This is a genomic window from Marinobacterium sp. xm-g-59 (assembly GCF_013283315.1).
GTDB lineage: Bacteria > Pseudomonadota > Gammaproteobacteria > Pseudomonadales > Balneatricaceae > Marinobacterium_E.
This window is the reverse complement of the sequence record NZ_WBYR01000002.1, coordinates 238767-255160: the sequence shown is the minus strand read 5'-3', so window position 1 is coordinate 255160 and position 16394 is coordinate 238767. Positions and strand designations below refer to the sequence as shown.

At 50.6% G+C, this 16394-nt stretch carries 16 protein-coding genes and 1 tRNA gene; 6 read left to right on the top strand and 11 right to left on the bottom strand.

Annotated elements, in window-relative coordinates; genetic code table 11:
- Entirely contained in the window at nt 1–879 is an 879-nt protein-coding gene (gene galU, locus XMG59_RS03685; RefSeq protein ID WP_173482860.1) for a UTP--glucose-1-phosphate uridylyltransferase GalU, read from the bottom strand.
- 130 nt (nt 880–1009) lie between these two features.
- On the opposite strand from galU, the gene XMG59_RS03680 reads away from it, so the two are divergent.
- On the top strand, nt 1010–2788 hold the full coding sequence (locus XMG59_RS03680) for an O-antigen ligase (protein WP_173498233.1): 1779 nt from the start codon (nt 1010–1012) through the stop codon (nt 2786–2788).
- Here XMG59_RS03680 and XMG59_RS03675 read toward each other — a convergent pair.
- The 9 genes from XMG59_RS03675 to tsaD are packed head-to-tail and all read right to left on the bottom strand — an operon-like array spanning nt 2773 to nt 10493.
- Complete coding sequence (locus XMG59_RS03675) at nt 2773–3144, bottom strand: Na+/H+ antiporter subunit G (protein ID WP_173480399.1); 372 nt, start codon at nt 3142–3144, stop codon at nt 2773–2775. The two genes, XMG59_RS03680 and XMG59_RS03675, sit on opposite strands and share 16 nt — an antisense overlap.
- A 19-nt stretch (nt 3145–3163) precedes the next feature.
- Nucleotides 3164–3433: a K+/H+ antiporter subunit F gene (locus tag XMG59_RS03670; protein ID WP_173480400.1), complete on the bottom strand. Its 270-nt coding sequence runs from the start codon at nt 3431–3433 to the stop codon at nt 3164–3166.
- Complete coding sequence (locus XMG59_RS03665; protein WP_173498232.1) at nt 3427–3924, bottom strand: Na+/H+ antiporter subunit E; 498 nt, start codon at nt 3922–3924, stop codon at nt 3427–3429. Before XMG59_RS03665 ends, XMG59_RS03670 begins: the two co-directional genes overlap by 7 nt.
- Nucleotides 3921–5432, bottom strand: coding sequence for a monovalent cation/H+ antiporter subunit D (locus XMG59_RS03660; RefSeq protein WP_173498231.1), 1512 nt, complete (start codon nt 5430–5432; stop codon nt 3921–3923). Before XMG59_RS03660 ends, XMG59_RS03665 begins: the two co-directional genes overlap by 4 nt.
- Nucleotides 5429–5773, bottom strand: coding sequence for a Na+/H+ antiporter subunit C (locus XMG59_RS03655; protein ID WP_173480403.1), 345 nt, complete (start codon nt 5771–5773; stop codon nt 5429–5431). Before XMG59_RS03655 ends, XMG59_RS03660 begins: the two co-directional genes overlap by 4 nt.
- Nucleotides 5773–8565: a monovalent cation/H+ antiporter subunit A gene (locus tag XMG59_RS03650; protein ID WP_173498230.1), complete on the bottom strand. Its 2793-nt coding sequence runs from the start codon at nt 8563–8565 to the stop codon at nt 5773–5775. The genes XMG59_RS03655 and XMG59_RS03650 overlap by 1 nt, the downstream gene beginning before the upstream one ends.
- A gap of 43 nt (nt 8566–8608) precedes the next feature.
- On the bottom strand, nt 8609–9088 hold the full coding sequence (gene folK, locus XMG59_RS03645; RefSeq protein ID WP_173483869.1) for a 2-amino-4-hydroxy-6-hydroxymethyldihydropteridine diphosphokinase: 480 nt from the start codon (nt 9086–9088) through the stop codon (nt 8609–8611).
- On the bottom strand, nt 9088–9447 hold the full coding sequence (gene folB, locus XMG59_RS03640) for a dihydroneopterin aldolase (protein ID WP_173480406.1): 360 nt from the start codon (nt 9445–9447) through the stop codon (nt 9088–9090). The genes folK and folB overlap by 1 nt, the downstream gene beginning before the upstream one ends.
- Complete coding sequence (gene tsaD, locus XMG59_RS03635; RefSeq protein WP_173480407.1) at nt 9444–10493, bottom strand: tRNA (adenosine(37)-N6)-threonylcarbamoyltransferase complex transferase subunit TsaD; 1050 nt, start codon at nt 10491–10493, stop codon at nt 9444–9446. The genes folB and tsaD overlap by 4 nt, the downstream gene beginning before the upstream one ends.
- 175 nt (nt 10494–10668) lie before the next feature.
- Here tsaD and rpsU point away from each other — a divergent pair, with 175 nt between their 5' ends.
- The 5 genes from rpsU to XMG59_RS03610 all read left to right on the top strand — a co-directional run bounded on the left by rpsU (nt 10669) and on the right by XMG59_RS03610 (nt 15463).
- Nucleotides 10669–10884 carry a 30S ribosomal protein S21 gene (rpsU, locus tag XMG59_RS03630; protein ID WP_169451420.1) on the top strand — a complete coding sequence of 72 codons (216 nt, stop codon included), beginning with the start codon at nt 10669–10671 and terminating at the stop codon, nt 10882–10884.
- 70 nt (nt 10885–10954) lie between these two features.
- On the top strand, nt 10955–11398 hold the full coding sequence (locus XMG59_RS03625; protein WP_173483871.1) for a GatB/YqeY domain-containing protein: 444 nt from the start codon (nt 10955–10957) through the stop codon (nt 11396–11398).
- Between the two features lie 35 nt (nt 11399–11433).
- Nucleotides 11434–13350: a DNA primase gene (dnaG, locus tag XMG59_RS03620; protein ID WP_173498229.1), complete on the top strand. Its 1917-nt coding sequence runs from the start codon at nt 11434–11436 to the stop codon at nt 13348–13350.
- 141 nt (nt 13351–13491) lie between these two features.
- A complete protein-coding gene (rpoD, locus tag XMG59_RS03615; protein WP_173494726.1) occupies nt 13492–15324 on the top strand; it encodes an RNA polymerase sigma factor RpoD in 1833 nt (610 codons plus the stop codon).
- Nucleotides 15325–15386: 62 nt separating this feature from the next.
- Nucleotides 15387–15463: transfer RNA gene (locus XMG59_RS03610), tRNA-Ile, on the top strand.
- A 566-nt stretch (nt 15464–16029) separates the two neighbouring features.
- Here XMG59_RS03610 and XMG59_RS03605 read toward each other — a convergent pair.
- Nucleotides 16030–16383 carry a hypothetical protein gene (locus XMG59_RS03605; protein WP_173498228.1) on the bottom strand — a complete coding sequence of 118 codons (354 nt, stop codon included), beginning with the start codon at nt 16381–16383 and terminating at the stop codon, nt 16030–16032.
- Nucleotides 16384–16394 lie beyond the last annotated feature (11 nt).

Below are 16394 nucleotides of genomic sequence, written 5' to 3'. Positions count from 1 at the left end.
TTAGAGTTGCTTCTTAGCTAGGAAGTCGCGCATCGCATCAGCGGTTTCAGGGTGTTTCAAACCGAATGCAAGGTTAGCTTGTAGAAGACCCGCTTTGTTACCACAGTCATAGACGGTACCACGCATGCTGTAGGCCTCCATTGTTGACTCTGATAGTAGCTCTAGCATCGCATCGGTTAGTTGGATTTCGCCGCCGGCACCGGGTTGTGTCGTCTTCAACAGCTCCATCACACGGTTAGGCAGAATGTAACGACCGACAATCGCTTGGTTTGATGGCGCTTGATCGACGGGTGGTTTCTCAACCATGCCATGAATTGGGGCGCCTGTGCCGGCGGTCAACTGTTGGCCGCCGCAATCAACGATACCGTAACGATCAACATGTTCCTGTGGCACGCCCTCTACCATGATCTGGCCTGAACCGTTTTTCTGGTAACGTTTCACCATCTCAGAGAAGTCACTGGCAAGACCTTCATCGTCAATCACCATATCGGGCAGCATGACGGCAAAGTCCTCTGAACCAATCACGTGGGCAGCACACAACACGGCATGCCCCAAGCCTTTTGCACTAGGTTGGCGCACAGAGATGACCTCGATGCCCTTTGGTAGTGAGTTCTCTACCGCATTCAAAAGAGCAGTCTTATTCTTAAGCGCAAGCATCTGCTCTAGCTCGTAGTTGGCATCGAAATGGTTCTCGATCGACTCTTTGCCCGAGCGTGTCACCAAAACAATCTGGCGAAATCCTGCGCGTGCGGCCTCTTCCACGACGTGTTGGATAACTGGTTTATCGACGACGGGCAGCATCTCTTTCGGAATGGCTTTAGAGGCTGGAAGAACTCGAGTACCTAGGCCGGCAACGGGGATGATCACTTTAGAGAGCATTGAATTTCCTTAATCAATAAATCTACTTTATAGGTATAACTGTCATTATAAGCATAAAAGCACGACAATTTTCTTACATGTGCTATTACTTAATAGTCATCAGCTATTTACCCAAACTTACGGAGATCACATGCAACTATTGGGCCAAGATTCAGATGAGAGTCGTGCATCTAAGGTTTTAACGATTCTTTTGAGCCTGCTGTTTCTGGTTGCGCCCTTCTATTACCAGGACAATTTAGGTGGTGAAGGGTTGAATCTACCGTTTAATGCGGTGGTCTGGTTGCCGGTGCTCTTTATCATTGCGGGCGCCATTTTTAAGATTATAGAGTCTGGTGAATGGGTGCGTCCAAACTACCTTTGGTTAATTTTGGCGATGCCGATAGGGCTCTACCTGACGGGGTTTGTATCCGGCATGGATCGCCCCGGCGAGTGGCTAATTCGACTCGGTGTGGTGTTTGGCGGTATCGCGCTCTGGTTCTCCGTGTTGCAGTATCGACTCAGTGAGCAACAGATGAATCAGTTGCTCTATCTGTTATTGGCGTCGATGTTGATTCATGCTCTGGTCGGCCTGGTACAGATGATTTCACACCCACTGTTTAGAGGTTGGGTGCCTATCTCATCGGGCAATCGGCTGCTGGGGATGTTCCAGCAACCCAATTTACAAGCCTCATTGATGGCAACGGCAGTGGCGCTGGCACTCTGGTTAGCGACTACGAAAACCTTCAGTGAACAGCGCTGGCCGCAAAAATCAGCGCTCTTTCTGACGCTGTTTCTAGCGTCACTAGAGGTCGCCGCATCCGGTTCTAGGGTCGGTTTGATCGGTGCTGTGCTAGCGCTGTTGTTAATCTGTGTTGGGCGCATTAAAGCGTTAATCAGTCAGCCGCTATTGGCGATTGCGTTGGCGTTCACGCTGGGAACCGGAGCTATTGCCGGTTATCAAGCCAATGATGGTGCACTGCAGGCCTACAACAAGATCGAAAAACTGGCTGAGGAGGGTAAGGATGCTCGTCCTCATATCTATCGTATCGCCTATGATGTTTTTGAGCGCTCGCCGCTGTTTGGTCACGGCATCGGTAGCTTCCAGTCTGAATTCCAAAAAGAGCGTGTCACCTACTATCAGACAACGGACGCTTCAGCGGTCGATGGAAGTCCTCGATTCTCCCATCCTCACAATGAACTGCTGTTTTGGATGGACGAGGGCGGCTTGGTCGCACTGCTGGCCATTGGTATCGCGGTCTTAGGGGTTGTGTTGCAGTTGATCCGTTTAGGGTGGGGAGAGGGGTTGGCGCTTGCCGCACTGCTATTACCCATCGCTCTGCATACCCAGACAGAGTTACCTTTTTATATTTCAACATACCACTGGATTCTACTGACACTGCTGTTAGCCGTGCTCTTCTCGCACCGCACTCTTATCAAACCGGTCAAACTCTCGCTGGGTGCGACCGCTCTTTTGAAAGGTAGTCCACTAGTCATTGTGCCGATTATGGTGCTCTTTTTGGTTCACTCGCTGTTGTCGCAGACCGGAATCATGCAGTACTACAAACATCGCGGCACTGAGCCCACCCATTTGAGGTTCGCGCTCAACAATGTCTACTTTAAAGAGTTGGGTGAGTACTTTGTAATGCGCTCTTCACTCTATGGTGCGATAGAGCATCAAGATCAGAATGCTGTATTGGGCTTTATTGAGTGGGGCGAAGCTTATCTTGAACAGATACCGGATATTCAACTCTATAGAGATGTGGCGATTGCTCGTCAGAATATTGGGGATGAGGAGGGTGCGCTAGCGCTGATTGATCAAGCAAAAGCGATCTACCCTAAGGATCGATCCATCGAAGATACTCACCGTCGATTAGAGGCCGGTGAGCAGTTGGTTACATCGAGCCTAGCCTTGCTTCAATCCGAAGAGTGATTGGGGGCTTCTCGATCCCTAGCTACTTCAATCAGTTCCGCGTTTTTGGTCTTGTCGATCTGTTTTAAGCGCTGATGCATGGCTGTTTTGGCTAACAGGTGCCCTGTCAAAGGGGCGCTGATGAACAGGAACAGCGTGATCAAGAGTTGCTGCACACTTAATGAACCCTGATCGAACAGAGTGAATAGCATTGATGCAATCAAGATCGCACCCATACCGAGGGTGGTCGCTTTTGTAGGCGCGTGCAAACGAGTGTAAACGTCAGGAAGACGAATCAGACCCAGTGAGCCAATCAGAATTAACGATCCTCCTAGCAGTAGTAGCAGAGATAGGATCAGTTCAATCGCAAAATTCATAGTTCTTCTGTCCTATCCCTTACTCAATGATATCGCCGCGCAGAAGGTATTTGCAGAGCGCGGCCGTGCTGACAAAGCCAAGCATGGCGATTAACAGTGCGGCTTCAAAGTTGATGGAGCTGGCTTGCACAATGCCATAGATCAGAATCAAACCAATACTGTTAATGTAGAGCGTATCCAAGCTCAGAATGCGCTCGGGCAACGAGGGGCCTCTGACTAAACTGTAAGTGTTCATGATAAGAGCGATGCTGATCATGACGAGAACGATTTTAAGGCTGATCTCTAACATTGGAATATCTCCTTCAGCGGGGTCTCGTAACGCTGTTTAATCTCATCAATCAACGCTTGCTCGTCGGGAAGATCAAGGGCGTGTATGTAAAGCCACTCTCGATCCTTGCTCACTTCGGCACTCAAGGTTCCAGGCGTCAGTGATATGGTTGAGGCAAGCAGGGTGATCGGGAGATCCCCCGTTAAGTTAAGCGGGTAGGCGATAAAACCAGGTTGCAGTGCTTTGGTTGGCCCTAGAATCAATTTGGCTACCGCAAGATTGGCGACCACGATATCCCACAGTAATGCCAGAATGTATCTGATCAGTTTTAGCGGTCTCTTAACCGCCATCTGTTGAGTCTGTAGAGGTTCTGTCAGTAGTGGGATTCCCAAGGCTAGGATCAACCCCAGCACTATTTGCCCGAGCGAGAAACTGTTGTTCATCAGCAACCAGACAATTAACAGAACCAGTGATAAGAAGGGGCGTGGTAGCCAAGATCGTACGAAACTCATCGTTGCACTCCTTTAGCCATAATCTGTGTCGGGTCCTGCTCAAACGCTCGTAACTGCTCAACAGTTGCGTCTGTGTACTGGGTGATTGGGCCGGCAAATAGGCTCATCAACGGTGCAGCGCTCAGCAGTATGCCGACCGCAATAAATTTACGCGTTGCTGAGGCCTTGCTGCTATCCGGTTTACCGTTGGAGCGCCAAAACAGTGTCGATCCTGCGCGTGAAAAGGCGACCAGTGCTGCCAAACTGCCGATCAATAACAGCGGCCAAGCCCAGACCAGTGCCGAGCTGCTGTCGATCGACTTCATGATCAAAAACTTACCAATAAAGCCCGACAGTGGTGGCATGCCGATCAGAGTTAGAGCTGCAATGAAAAAGAGTATCCCAATGCCCATCGGCTGCGCCAAAGAGCGACCGGCCACGATTCGGTCAAACGAGCGTTCACGCTGCTCAGCGATAATGTCCCCGATTAGGAAGAAAGCAGCGCCCGCTAGCGTAGAGTGAACGGCGTAATAGAGCGCTGCTGATAGCGAGTTTGCACTGCCAAAACCGACGGCCACCAACAGCGTGCCGACAGACAAAATGACTAAGTGAGCGGCTAGACGTTTCACGCTCGGTGCTGAAATAACCCCCAGAGTTGCCATCACCAGTGTGCCGAGCGCCAATACCCAGAGCCAATCCTGTCCTAGATCGGTTAGAGCACCAGCGCTGTCACCAAAGATCAGGTTTTGAACGCGAATGATTGAGTAGATGCCCACTTTGGTCATGATGGCAAAGAGCGCCACAACGGGGCCTGGGGCCGATGCGTAGGTTCTTGGCAGCCAAAATTGTAGAGGCAGTAGCGCCGCTTTCAGAGCGAACACCGAGAGCAGCATCATGCCGCCAATCTTAGTCAGTTGAATCTCAGACTCATTAAGCTCACGTACTCGCAGCGCCATATCGGCCATGTTTAGGGTGCCGAGCGTGCCGTAGATGATGCCTAACGCAAACAGAAAGATCGCAGAGCCGACAAGGTTCAGGAAAACATAGTGCACAGCTGCACTGGTTTTGTGTTTTCCGCCACCGTGAATCAGTAGAGAGTAAGAGGCGATCAGCAGGATCTCAAAAAAGACGAATAGGTTGAATATATCCCCTGTCAGAAAAGCACCGTTGATCCCCATCGCTTGGAACATCATCAATGGGTAGAAGTAGCGCCCTTGGTTATCGTCACCTGCGCTGGCATAGAGATTGGCGGCCAATAACAGAACAGAGGTCAGCAGAACCATCAGACTCGATAGACGATCTCCAACTAGCTGGATGCCGAACGGCGCATCCCAGTTACCCAGTGCATAAAGCGTTACATTACCTGCTGATGCTGACATGAGCAGAGCGACTGAGACGATCACCATAGTGAGCGAACCTACCAGGCTGATGACACGTTGGCGCTCAATGCTTTTTTCAAACAGAGGCAGTAGCTGCAGCGTGGCTAACAGAAGCGGCAGAATGATAGGCAGAGTGATTAGGTGATTCATTTCTGCTCTCCGCTCTGTTCTGGTAGTCGGCCATCGACATGATCGTTACCTAGGTCGGCACGGGCTCGAATGGCCAGGATGACCGCGAAGGCGGTCATCGCAAAACCGATAACAATGGCGGTGAGAACCAGCGCCTGCGGAACAGGGTCCGGTATTGCTAGGCCAGATTTCAATACCGCGGCACCATCAATGACGAGTCGACCGGCGGAAAAGATAAACAGGTTCACAGCGTAAGAGAGCACCGTTAAGCCAAGTACCACTGGGAAAGTACGACCACGAAGTACTAGAAATACCCCCACAGCGGTGAGTAGGCCAATAATCAAACTGATCAATAGCTCCATTATTTAGACTCCTCTGGACGTGCGTGGGTCGTTAATGCGCCTAGATTCCCGAGTATAAGTAGGGTGGATCCAATGACGGTTAGGTAGACCCCTAGATCAAACAGCATGGCACTGGCCAACTCGAACTTTCCGATACCCGGCAGATAGAAGTAATCAAACCACGAACTTAAGAAGGGGTAGCCAAACAGCCAGCTGCCCATTCCCGTAGCGCCTGCGATGATCAAACCGACAGAGATCAGCCACTGGTAGTTCAGTTTCGAGCGTTCGCGCATGAAATCGACACCGTTGGCGATGTACTGCAGGATCAGTGCTACAGCGGTTACTAGACCGGCAATAAAGCCACCACCTGGCAGGTTGTGGCCACGTAAGAAGATGTAAGCCGACACCAAAAGTGCTAAAGGAAGCAGTGCTCTTGAGACGGTCGCAAGCATCATCGGGTGGTGATCGTTGCTCCAAGGTATGCCGTTAAGATCAGCTGATGGCATGAAGAGTTTCATACGTGCGATCAGTTTGTAGATACCTAAACCGGCAATGCCCAGTACAGTGATCTCGCCAAAGGTATCAAAGCCCCTGAAGTCGACCAGAATCACGTTGACCACATTGGTGCCGCCGCCACCTGTTTTTGAGTTGGCGATGAAGAAGTCGGCGATCGAGGTTTGCGGATGCGTCATCATGGCGTAACTAATGGTTGCCATCACACCACCAATCAGGGTTGCCAAACCAAGATCACGTACCACCGATGAGGGGCTAGCGGCTTTTGCAGTGACCTGTGGTAAGAAGAAGAGTGCGAGCATCAACAGTATCACCGTGACCACTTCAACTGAGAGTTGAGTCAGTGCTAGGTCAGGTGCTGAGAAGCGGGCAAAGATAAGCGAGACGATTAAGCCGACGACCGAGACAGCAATCAGTGCGATCATCCGTTTGCGGTGCCAGATCAGCGTCACCAGTGTGGAGACGACCAAAATGATGGTAGCGACGATGCTAATACCATCGACCGGCAGCAGTGGGCGTGCTCCCTCTAAATTGATCAGCTTCGTCATTGGAACCGTCGTAAAGAGCGCAACACTCAAGATGAACAGCATGGTGTAGCGTTGCAGCGATCCGTTCTCAAGTGTGCCGTAAATTCTTGTGGCAGCATCCACAATGCGCTTGATGTTTTGATCAAAGATCGCTTTAGCGTCTCGTTCAGGGAATTGCGCCTGAAACTCAAACAACTGCTTACGGGTCGCGTAGACGACAATGCCACCCAACAGTGCAATGAAACTCATCAGCAGTGGGAAGTTAAATCCGTGCCATATGGCCAAGCTGTAGTAGGGCGTCTCGCCTTGCAGCAGAGAGGTTGCAGCGCTGTGTAGAATCTCTGCAACTACCAGACCAGGGGCAATACCCACGACAAAACAGAGTGCGACCAGTATCTCGACCGGAATCTTCATGTAGCGTGGAGGCTCATGCGGTGTCTTAGGAAGATTGATCGGTTCACCGTTAAAGAAGACGTCATGAATGAAGCGCAACGAGTAGGCAACCGAAAAGATACCGGCAACAGTCGCTAGAACAGGCAGAATCCATGAGAGCGCACCCAGTGACCCCTGCTGTAGGGTCTCTGCAAAGAACATCTCTTTGGACAAGAAGCCGTTCAGTAGCGGTACCCCTGCCATGGCCAGTGCCGCGACCATCGCTAGCATTGCTGTGTGAGGCATGTATCTCCACAAGCCGTTCAGCTTGCGCATATCCCGTGAACCCGTCTCATGATCGATGATGCCCGCTGCCATGAACAGTGAGGCTTTAAAGGTCGCGTGGTTAATGATGTGGAAGGTAGCAGCGACCGCCGCAAGCTTTGAGTTTAAACCGAGTAGTAGCGTGATCAGACCTAAGTGACTGATAGTGGAGTAGGCGAGAAGCCCCTTAAGATCGTGCTTAAACAGAGCCATGTAAGCGCCAACCAGCAAGGTGGCAAGACCGGTCAAGGTGACAATCAAGAACCACATATCGGTACCCGCAAGTGCCGGGTAGAGTCGAGCCATCAAAAAGATGCCCGCTTTCACCATGGTTGCTGAGTGTAGATAAGCGGAGACCGGTGTCGGCGCCGCCATTGCGTGGGGCAGCCAGAAGTGGAATGGAAACTGTGCCGACTTTGTAAAAGCACCCAAAAGCACGAGGACTAGAATATAGGGGTAGAGCTCAGAGCCGCGGATTAGATCCCCTTGAGACAATACATCCGTCAGGTTGTAGCTGCCGACTACCTGGCCAATCAGCAAAATGCCTGCAAACAACGCCAAACCACCCATTCCAGTAATGGTCAGTGCCATGCGAGCACCTTTGCGCGCTTCGCTCTTGTGATTCCAGAAGCTGATCAACAAGAAGGAGCTGATGCTGGTCAGTTCCCAAAATAGCCAGAGTTGAATCAGGTTCTCTGACAGCACAATACCCAGCATCGCAGTCATAAAGAGAATCAACATCGCATAGAAGCGCGGCATGTTGTCCTGCTCGGAGAGGTAGTAACGAGCATAGAGGATAACAAGAAGGCCGATGCCTAAGATCAACAGGGCAAACAGCAGTGCAAACCCATCGAGTCGGAAGGCGAGTTCTAATCCGGCTGCTGGAATCCATTCGAATCGCTCAACAAAGCGCTCGCCATCGAGTACCGAGGGTGTGTATGAGATCAGGATAACCAAAGCGACCGCTGGCAGTGCGGCCGTCGCAAACGCACAGGCCGTTCTCGACACCTTGTTGGCAGAAAGTGAAACGAACACCCCTATGAGTGTCAGTAGGGGGATCCAGAACAGGTTTAGCACCGAAGTAGACCTCTGAAATGTAAGGTTTTATCTTATTTCTGATCTATAAAGAGTGCGGGTAAAGGGATTGATTTTCAAGCAACTGATCCCTTTTTTTATTCCATAATTCAATAAAGGTATAACCAAGCGTTGGGTGTTGCTGGTTTGGGCATAGATCGGCGGCTGGCAGTAACACGTGTGCGTAGTTTTCTAGGTCCTTGTGTGGCAGGTTGAACTGTTCAGATTCGACGATCTCTTGGTCAAAACAGAGCAGGTCGATGTCGAGAGCGCAGTAGCGACCACTCATTCGTCCCTGCTGAATCTCGATCGACTTCAGTGCACTAATCAAGGACTCTTGGTCTAGTTCTGTTTCAGCTTTGGTGACGAGATTGAGGTAGTCGGGTTGAGTAGGATCGATGGCGGAGCTTCGATAGCAGGGTGAGTGTTCGATGTTGCTGCAAAAGTGAGTGAGCTGCTCTAGGCCGGCGCGAATGTTGGATTCAGCATGATGGTTGCTACCGACGCCGAGCAGAATGTGGTGCACTAGAAACTTACTCCGCGAGCAATTCGAACGCCGACCAGTTCCGCTTCAGCTACGGCGATCGGTTTGCCGATTTCAAGACGCAGTCCAGGAATATTGAATTGAGCCATTAAGAACTCGGATAGATTTTCGGCGAGCGTCTCTAGTAGCTCCGCTTTGGCCTCTTGGCAGAACTGGATAACCGCTTCACTGACGGCGGCGTAATTGATAGAGGCCTCTAAATCATTGTTCTTGGCCGCGTCACGAATGTCGTTGGCCATCTCTAAATTGATCACCATAGGCTGAAGTTCTGTCCGCTCATGCGGATAGATGCCGATGATCGCTTCGAATCTAAGATTTTTTATAAAGATAGTGTCCATCATTGCACCTCTCCAACTGAACCAAGGGCTGGCAGTGTCTCCATTGGCCAGCGTGGCTGGGCTGTAATGGCGAGCGGTGAACGCTCTCCAGCCATCAAGCGCTGAGTGCCTGCATAGGCAATCATCGCGCCGTTGTCGGTACAGAACTTGGGGCGGGCGTAGAAGAGTTTAGCGCCCTCTTTTTTGGCCATATCGCCCAATTTTTTACGAAGTTTTTTGTTGGCGCTAACACCACCTGCGATCACCAGCTCTTTAAAACCGGTCTGTTGAATCGCACGGCGACACTTAATCGCCAATGTATCGACCACGGCATCTTCAAAACAGGCCGCAATGTCAGCTGAGGTTTGTTGATCCAGTTCGCCCATTTCGCGTTTTGCTGCTTCGACGGTGTTCAAGGTGAAGGTCTTTAAACCTGAGAAGCTAAAATCGAGCCCAGGACGATCGGTCATCGGTCTTGGGAAAGTATAGCGATCGCTGTTGCCATTTTCGGCCAGTTTGGCGATCAGCGGGCCACCAGGGTAGTCCAGCCCCATCATTTTGGCCGCTTTATCAAAGGCTTCGCCGGCTGCATCATCCAAAGATTCGCCCAGCAGTGAGTATTCGCCGATCCCTTTGACGCTGACGAGCTGGGTGTGGCCACCTGACACTAAAAGCGCGACAAAAGGAAAGCTGGGCGGTGTCTCCTCTAGCATCGGGGCTAATAGGTGGCCCTCCATATGATGGACGCCCACCGCAGGGATACCTAGAGCTAGAGCCAATGCCCGACCGGTAGAGGCACCGACCATCAGGGCACCAATTAGACCGGGGCCAGCCGTATAAGCAATGGCATCAATAGAGTGCAACGTACACTCTGCCTCTTTACAGACTTCTCTAATCAGTGGGATTAGCTTGCGCACGTGATCTCGCGAGGCGAGTTCTGGTACGACGCCACCATACTCGGCGTGCATCTCTACTTGCGAGTAGAGCGCGTCACCTAAAAGGCCGCGTTCGCTGTCATAGAGCGCTACGCCGGTTTCATCACAGGAGGTTTCAATACCGAGTACAAGCATTCAGAGCTGGCCTTAATCAGTGCTATTAATGGTGCCTCATATTATTCAGAAATCTGGCTAGTTAGTGAAGCGTTAAATTGCTTTACATCAGCTGTGGTGCTCTGTATTATTTGGCGCCCTCGGAAAATTACGTCCGAGGTTAATTTAAACCAAACTTGAAAGGTAATTGGAAAACATGCCAGCCGTTAAAGTTAAAGATAACGAGCCATTTGACGTTGCACTACGTCGTTTCAAACGTTCTTGCGAAAAAGCAGGTATCCTAGCTGAAGTTCGTAAACGTGAAGCGTACGAAAAGCCAACAACTGCTCGTAAGCGTGCAGCTGCAGCAGCAGTTAAGCGTCACGCTAAAAAGCTTCAGCGTGAAAACGCTCGTCGCGTTCGCCTTTACTAATTAAGTAAAGACGCAGACTAGATTCCTTGTGGTCGAGTCTTTGTAGTAAACGATAGATTAGGTTATTGAGATGTCTTCATTGAAGAGTCAGATTACTGATGAAATGAAGGTTGCAATGCGCGCTAAAGATAAAGTGCGTCTTGGAACGATCCGATTGATGCTGGCTGAGTTAAAGCGCATCGAAGTGGATGAGCGCATCGAACTTGATGATGATCGCGTGCTCGCGGTGCTAGACAAGATGGTCAAGCAGCGCAAAGACTCGATTGCCCAGTATCAGGCGGCTGAGCGTCCTGAACTGGCGGAAAAGGAGCAGCAAGAGACGGAGGTGATTAAAACTTTCTTGCCGCAGCCTCTCAGTGATGTAGAGATCGATGCAATTATCGATGCAGCAATTGCTGCAACCGATGCTTCCGGCATGCAGGCGATGGGCCAAGTAATGGCCATCATCAAGCCGCAACTTCAAGGTCGTGCCGACATGGGAGCCGTTTCAGGTAAGGTCAAAGCGAAACTCTGATAGAGTGTTCGCTGGAACAGACAGCGAGCAGTTGAATGTCAGGAAGAATTCCGCAGCACTTCATAGATGACCTTTTAGCGCGAGTAAACATCGTTGATGTGATCGATTCGCGTATCAAGCTTAAGCGTGCCGGTAAAAACTACTCCGCACTCTGCCCATTCCATAAAGAGAAATCCCCGTCGTTTTCAGTCAGTCCTGATAAGCAGTTCTACTACTGTTTTGGTTGTGGTGCTGGCGGCAATGCGCTCGGTTTTGTTATGGAGTATGAGAAGCTCAACTTTCCTGAAGCTATTGAAGAGTTAGCGCGTACCGTTGGTGTGGATGTGCCGCGTGAGCATGATCGTCAGCGCGATGTGGCTTATGAGAAACAGGTCAAGAAACAGTTTGATCTGCTCGAAAGTGCTAACGCCTTTTATCAACAGCAGTTGCGCAATCACAGCGACAAAGCCAAAGCAGTAGCCTATCTGAAAGAGCGTGGCCTAAGTGGTCAGATCGCTGCGCGTTTTCAATTGGGTTATGCCCCTCCGGGTTGGGATAATCTGCAGAAACATATTGCCAAAGAGACTGAAGATGCTGATTCGCTGCTGCTAAAGTCCGGCATGATGGTTGAAAACGAAGAGCGCGGCCGTCGTTACGACCGTTTTCGCGATCGCATTATGTTCCCTATTCGTGATATGCGTGGTCGCACGATCGGTTTTGGTGGACGTGTATTAACGGACGAAAAACCGAAATACCTCAACTCCCCAGAGACCGATACCTTCCATAAGGGCAAAGAGCTTTATGGTCTCTATGAGGCGCGTCAGCATACCGGCTCGTTAGAGCGTCTGCTGATCGTGGAAGGCTACATGGATGTGGTGAGTTTGGCGCAGCACGGTTTAACCTGGTCGGTGGCAACCTTGGGTACTGCAACCACTGAAGCTCACCTCGAGCGCATCTTTAAGATAGTGACCGAAGTGATCTTCTGTTTTGATGGGGATGCTGCAGGGCGTCAAGCGGCCAAGCGTGCGTTGGATACCTGTGTTCCGGTTATGAAAGATGGCCTAACAGCCCGTTTTCTATTCCTGCCCGATGGTGAAGATCCCGACACACTGGTGCGCAGTGAAGGTCTGGATGCCTTTACGGCACGAGTGGATGAGTCTCTGCCGTTCAGTGAGTATTTCTTTAAAGCCTTGAGTGACAACATCGATCTCACTTCTATGGATGGTCGAGCTCGATTTTCGACCCAGGCGCTGCCCAAAATTCGTAGCATGCAGACCTCGGTGCTGCAGCAGATGATGTTGGATCGGGTTGCCGAGATGACCGGCTTAACAATAGAACAGTTGGATACTATCGCTAACCTGCACTCCAAAGTGGAGACGATCGCGCCTGAGCCTGCCGCTCGACCCAAACCCTCGTATAAGCCAGAGTCGATGCCGGATTATGACTCGGGTGAGTATCAGCATCCGCGCTATTTCGAATCGGAGCCGAGCTACTCAGATTCTTACTCCTCTCAGACTTCACAAGCTTCAGGGCCGGTGAGATCGGGTATCAGTACTAAGATCAACTTGGTTAACTCTGCAATCTCGATACTGCTGCACCGTCCTGACTTAGCGCATCAGGTGGTTCAGGCGACTGAATTGGAAGGGCTCTACGTTGAGAATATATCGCTGCTTAGGCAGTTGCTCAGCTACCTGCAGACCACTCCCGATGCTAGCCTAGGTACGCTGCTGTTGGATTGGCAGCGTGACCCAGAAATGGCGCCCAATCTGCTAATGCTCAATGAGATCTCACAGGTCGATCCAGTGCTCGACAATGTCGATGCCAAGGTGTTGCTGGATGATGCCATGGGGCGCTTATTATCACGTAAATACGAGCACGAATTGGCTGAATTGACACGTCTCTCGCGTGAGCGACCACTGACTAACGAAGAGAAACAACAGCTGGCGCAACTCTTGGCGCGTAAGGCCTTGTAAACCCTTTGCTCTGTCCCCATTTATAAACTATTAATAACCCTGCCGTTAATCCGTCTTTAACTGGCAGAGGTTGAACTTTTTAGCTATACTTCGGCGCTTGCAATTTTTGCGCGCCCAACGTGGCTAGACACAGGATTTTAAATGTCTGACAACACTGAACAGCAGCAATCACGCCTTAAGGAACTTATCGCTAAAGGTAAAGAACAAGGCTATTTGACCTACGCTGAGGTGAACGATCACCTCCCTGAAGATATCGCCGATCCCGATCAGGTAGAAGATATCATCCGCATGATCAATGACATGGGTATCTCTGTGTCTGAAGTTGCGCCGGATGCTGAGACCCTTCTAATGACCGATGGTGATGCAGGTGACGACACTGACGAAGAGGCGGTTGCCGCTCTTGCTGCAGTGGAGTCGGATGCCGGTCGTACTACCGATCCCGTGCGCATGTACATGCGTGAGATGGGTACCGTTGAGCTGCTGACTCGTGAAGGCGAGATCGAAATTGCGAAACGTATTGAAGAGGGTATCCGTGGTGTCATGGGTGCGCTTGCTCAGTTCCCAGGCAGTGTTGCCTTGGTGCTTGATGCCTACAAAACGACCGTTGAAGAGGAGGGTCGTTTAAGCGATTTGTTCAGCGGTTACATCGATCCTGATGCTGAAATCGCCAATAACAATCCTGTTCCTGAAGAGGAGGAGATTGAAGACGCAGACGATGATTCGGATGACGACGACAGCAACGATGATGATTCAGAAAAGGATCGTGGTCCAGACCCAGAAGAGGCGGCTGAACGTTTCGGTGCCATCGAAGAGGCTCTGGCTAAACTGATTAAAGCAGAGAGCAAAGGTCGTGATTCATCAGCATTTGGTGCAGCCCTTGAAGAGCTAGCACTGGTGTTTGCTCCCGTTAAACTGTCTCCACGCTACTACGATATGTTGGTTAGCCGTGTTCGTGGCTACATCGATCGTATCCGTACACAAGAGCGCAACATCATGCGTATGTGTACTCAGAAGTGCCGTATGCCGCGTGATCAGTTCATTAAAACCTTCCCAGGTAATGAAACTAATCCTGATTACTTCGATGATCTCGTTAAAGCGGGTAAGCCATACTCTGATGCGATCTCAGCAAGCCTAGATGATCTTAAACGTGCACAGCGTCGTCTGGTTGCCGTTGAAGAGGAGCTAAACATTGATCTAACCGAGATCAAAGAGGTTAACCGTCAGTTATCGATCGGCGAAGCGCGTTCACGTCGCGCGAAGAAAGAGATGGTTGAAGCCAACTTACGTCTGGTTATCTCGATCGCTAAGAAGTACACCAACCGTGGTCTGCAGTTCTTGGATCTGATCCAAGAGGGTAATATCGGCTTGATGAAGGCGGTTGATAAGTTTGAATACCGTCGTGGTTACAAGTTCTCGACCTACGCGACCTGGTGGATCCGTCAGGCGATCACTCGTTCGATTGCCGACCAAGCACGTACTATCCGTATTCCAGTTCACATGATCGAAACGATCAACAAACTGAACCGTATCTCGCGTCAAATGCTGCAAGAGATGGGTCGCGAAGCGACACCGGAAGAGCTGGCAGAGCGTATGGAGATGCCGGAAGATAAGATCCGTAAAGTATTGAAGATCGCGAAAGAGCCGATCTCGATGGAGACTCCAATCGGTGACGACGAAGATTCGAGCCTAGGTGACTTTATCGAAGATACAACGATGGACTCACCGATCGATTCAGCAACGGGTGAAGGCCTACGTGAATCGACTCGTGCTGTCTTGGCGGGTCTCACTGCTCGTGAAGCAAAAGTACTTCGTATGCGCTTTGGTATCGATATGAACACTGACCACACTCTAGAAGAGGTGGGTAAGCAGTTCGACGTAACGCGTGAGCGTATTCGTCAGATCGAAGCGAAAGCACTGCGCAAGCTTCGTCACCCAAGTCGTTCTGATCACCTACGCGGTTTCATCGACGAATAAATCTTTGATTTATAAGTTATTGCGCCCATAAAACCAGCTAGGTATTATGGGCGCGCTTCTTAGGGCCCATAGCTCAGTTGGTTAGAGCGCTCGACTCATAATCGATCGGTCGCAGGTTCAAGTCCTGCTGGGCCCACCACTTCCTCTAGCTCCAACGGCGATCCTCCAATCTCGATAGTGCCGGTGACTAGCTTCAGCCTGTCATCCGCAGGCAGAATTTAATGCCTATCTGGAAAACACCGGTATAGCAGATGTCAGGCTAAAGCCAGACACCGGTGCTAATAGCTAGATTCATACAAAAAATAATCGCGGCCTTTTCAAGACCGCTCCAACAGTGCCTGTTTCTAATCTCGTGCCAATTTGTCCACGTCCGATCGAGAGTGAGTACGATGGTTTTTCACGGTTAAGAGTTCAATCGGCTGAGGCCCGGATGGCCGAAGTCTGCAACGGAGGCAGGAGCCGACTTATTGCCATGGAAGGCATGTATTCCGTTAATGCAGGAGCAATTAACGGTTTGCAGTGTCCTATTGGACTTCAGTGAAAAATCATTGAACGGAGCGTGCCGCAGGCCGAGTGAGCGTGGTCAGTTTTTGCTTACTTTTTTCTGACAAAAAAGTAAGGCTGGTCGCCTTTAGGCGAGTAGAAAGCTTTTGACCTAGATCTTAAAGAAAAGATCGCCTCATCTTCGATAAGGCTCCAACCCCATTACCGGCTACAAATCGCTCCACCAATCTGTACCCACTCATCATCATTTTGAATCTGCAGTACATCAAACACCTGCACTTCGGCCGGTTTAATGTCGTAACGGGTCAGGAGTTGGCAGACGCGTTCTGCATCGCTATTACGGTTTTGGCCGTTGGGTAGTACGCCTACCCCTAAAATATGCCCCTTATCCCACCAGACAGGGCGAGCGGGGAAGGTAGGGTCTTTAGCAAGTTCTGCTTCTACTTGTGCACGAGTCTGTGGTGATACTTCCGGCTTGCCACTCTCAATGTAGTAGGTAACGCCGGCAGCTAAAATAATCAGAATGAGCAGGGTAAGACGCTTATAGCTTTTCAAGGGGAGACCTC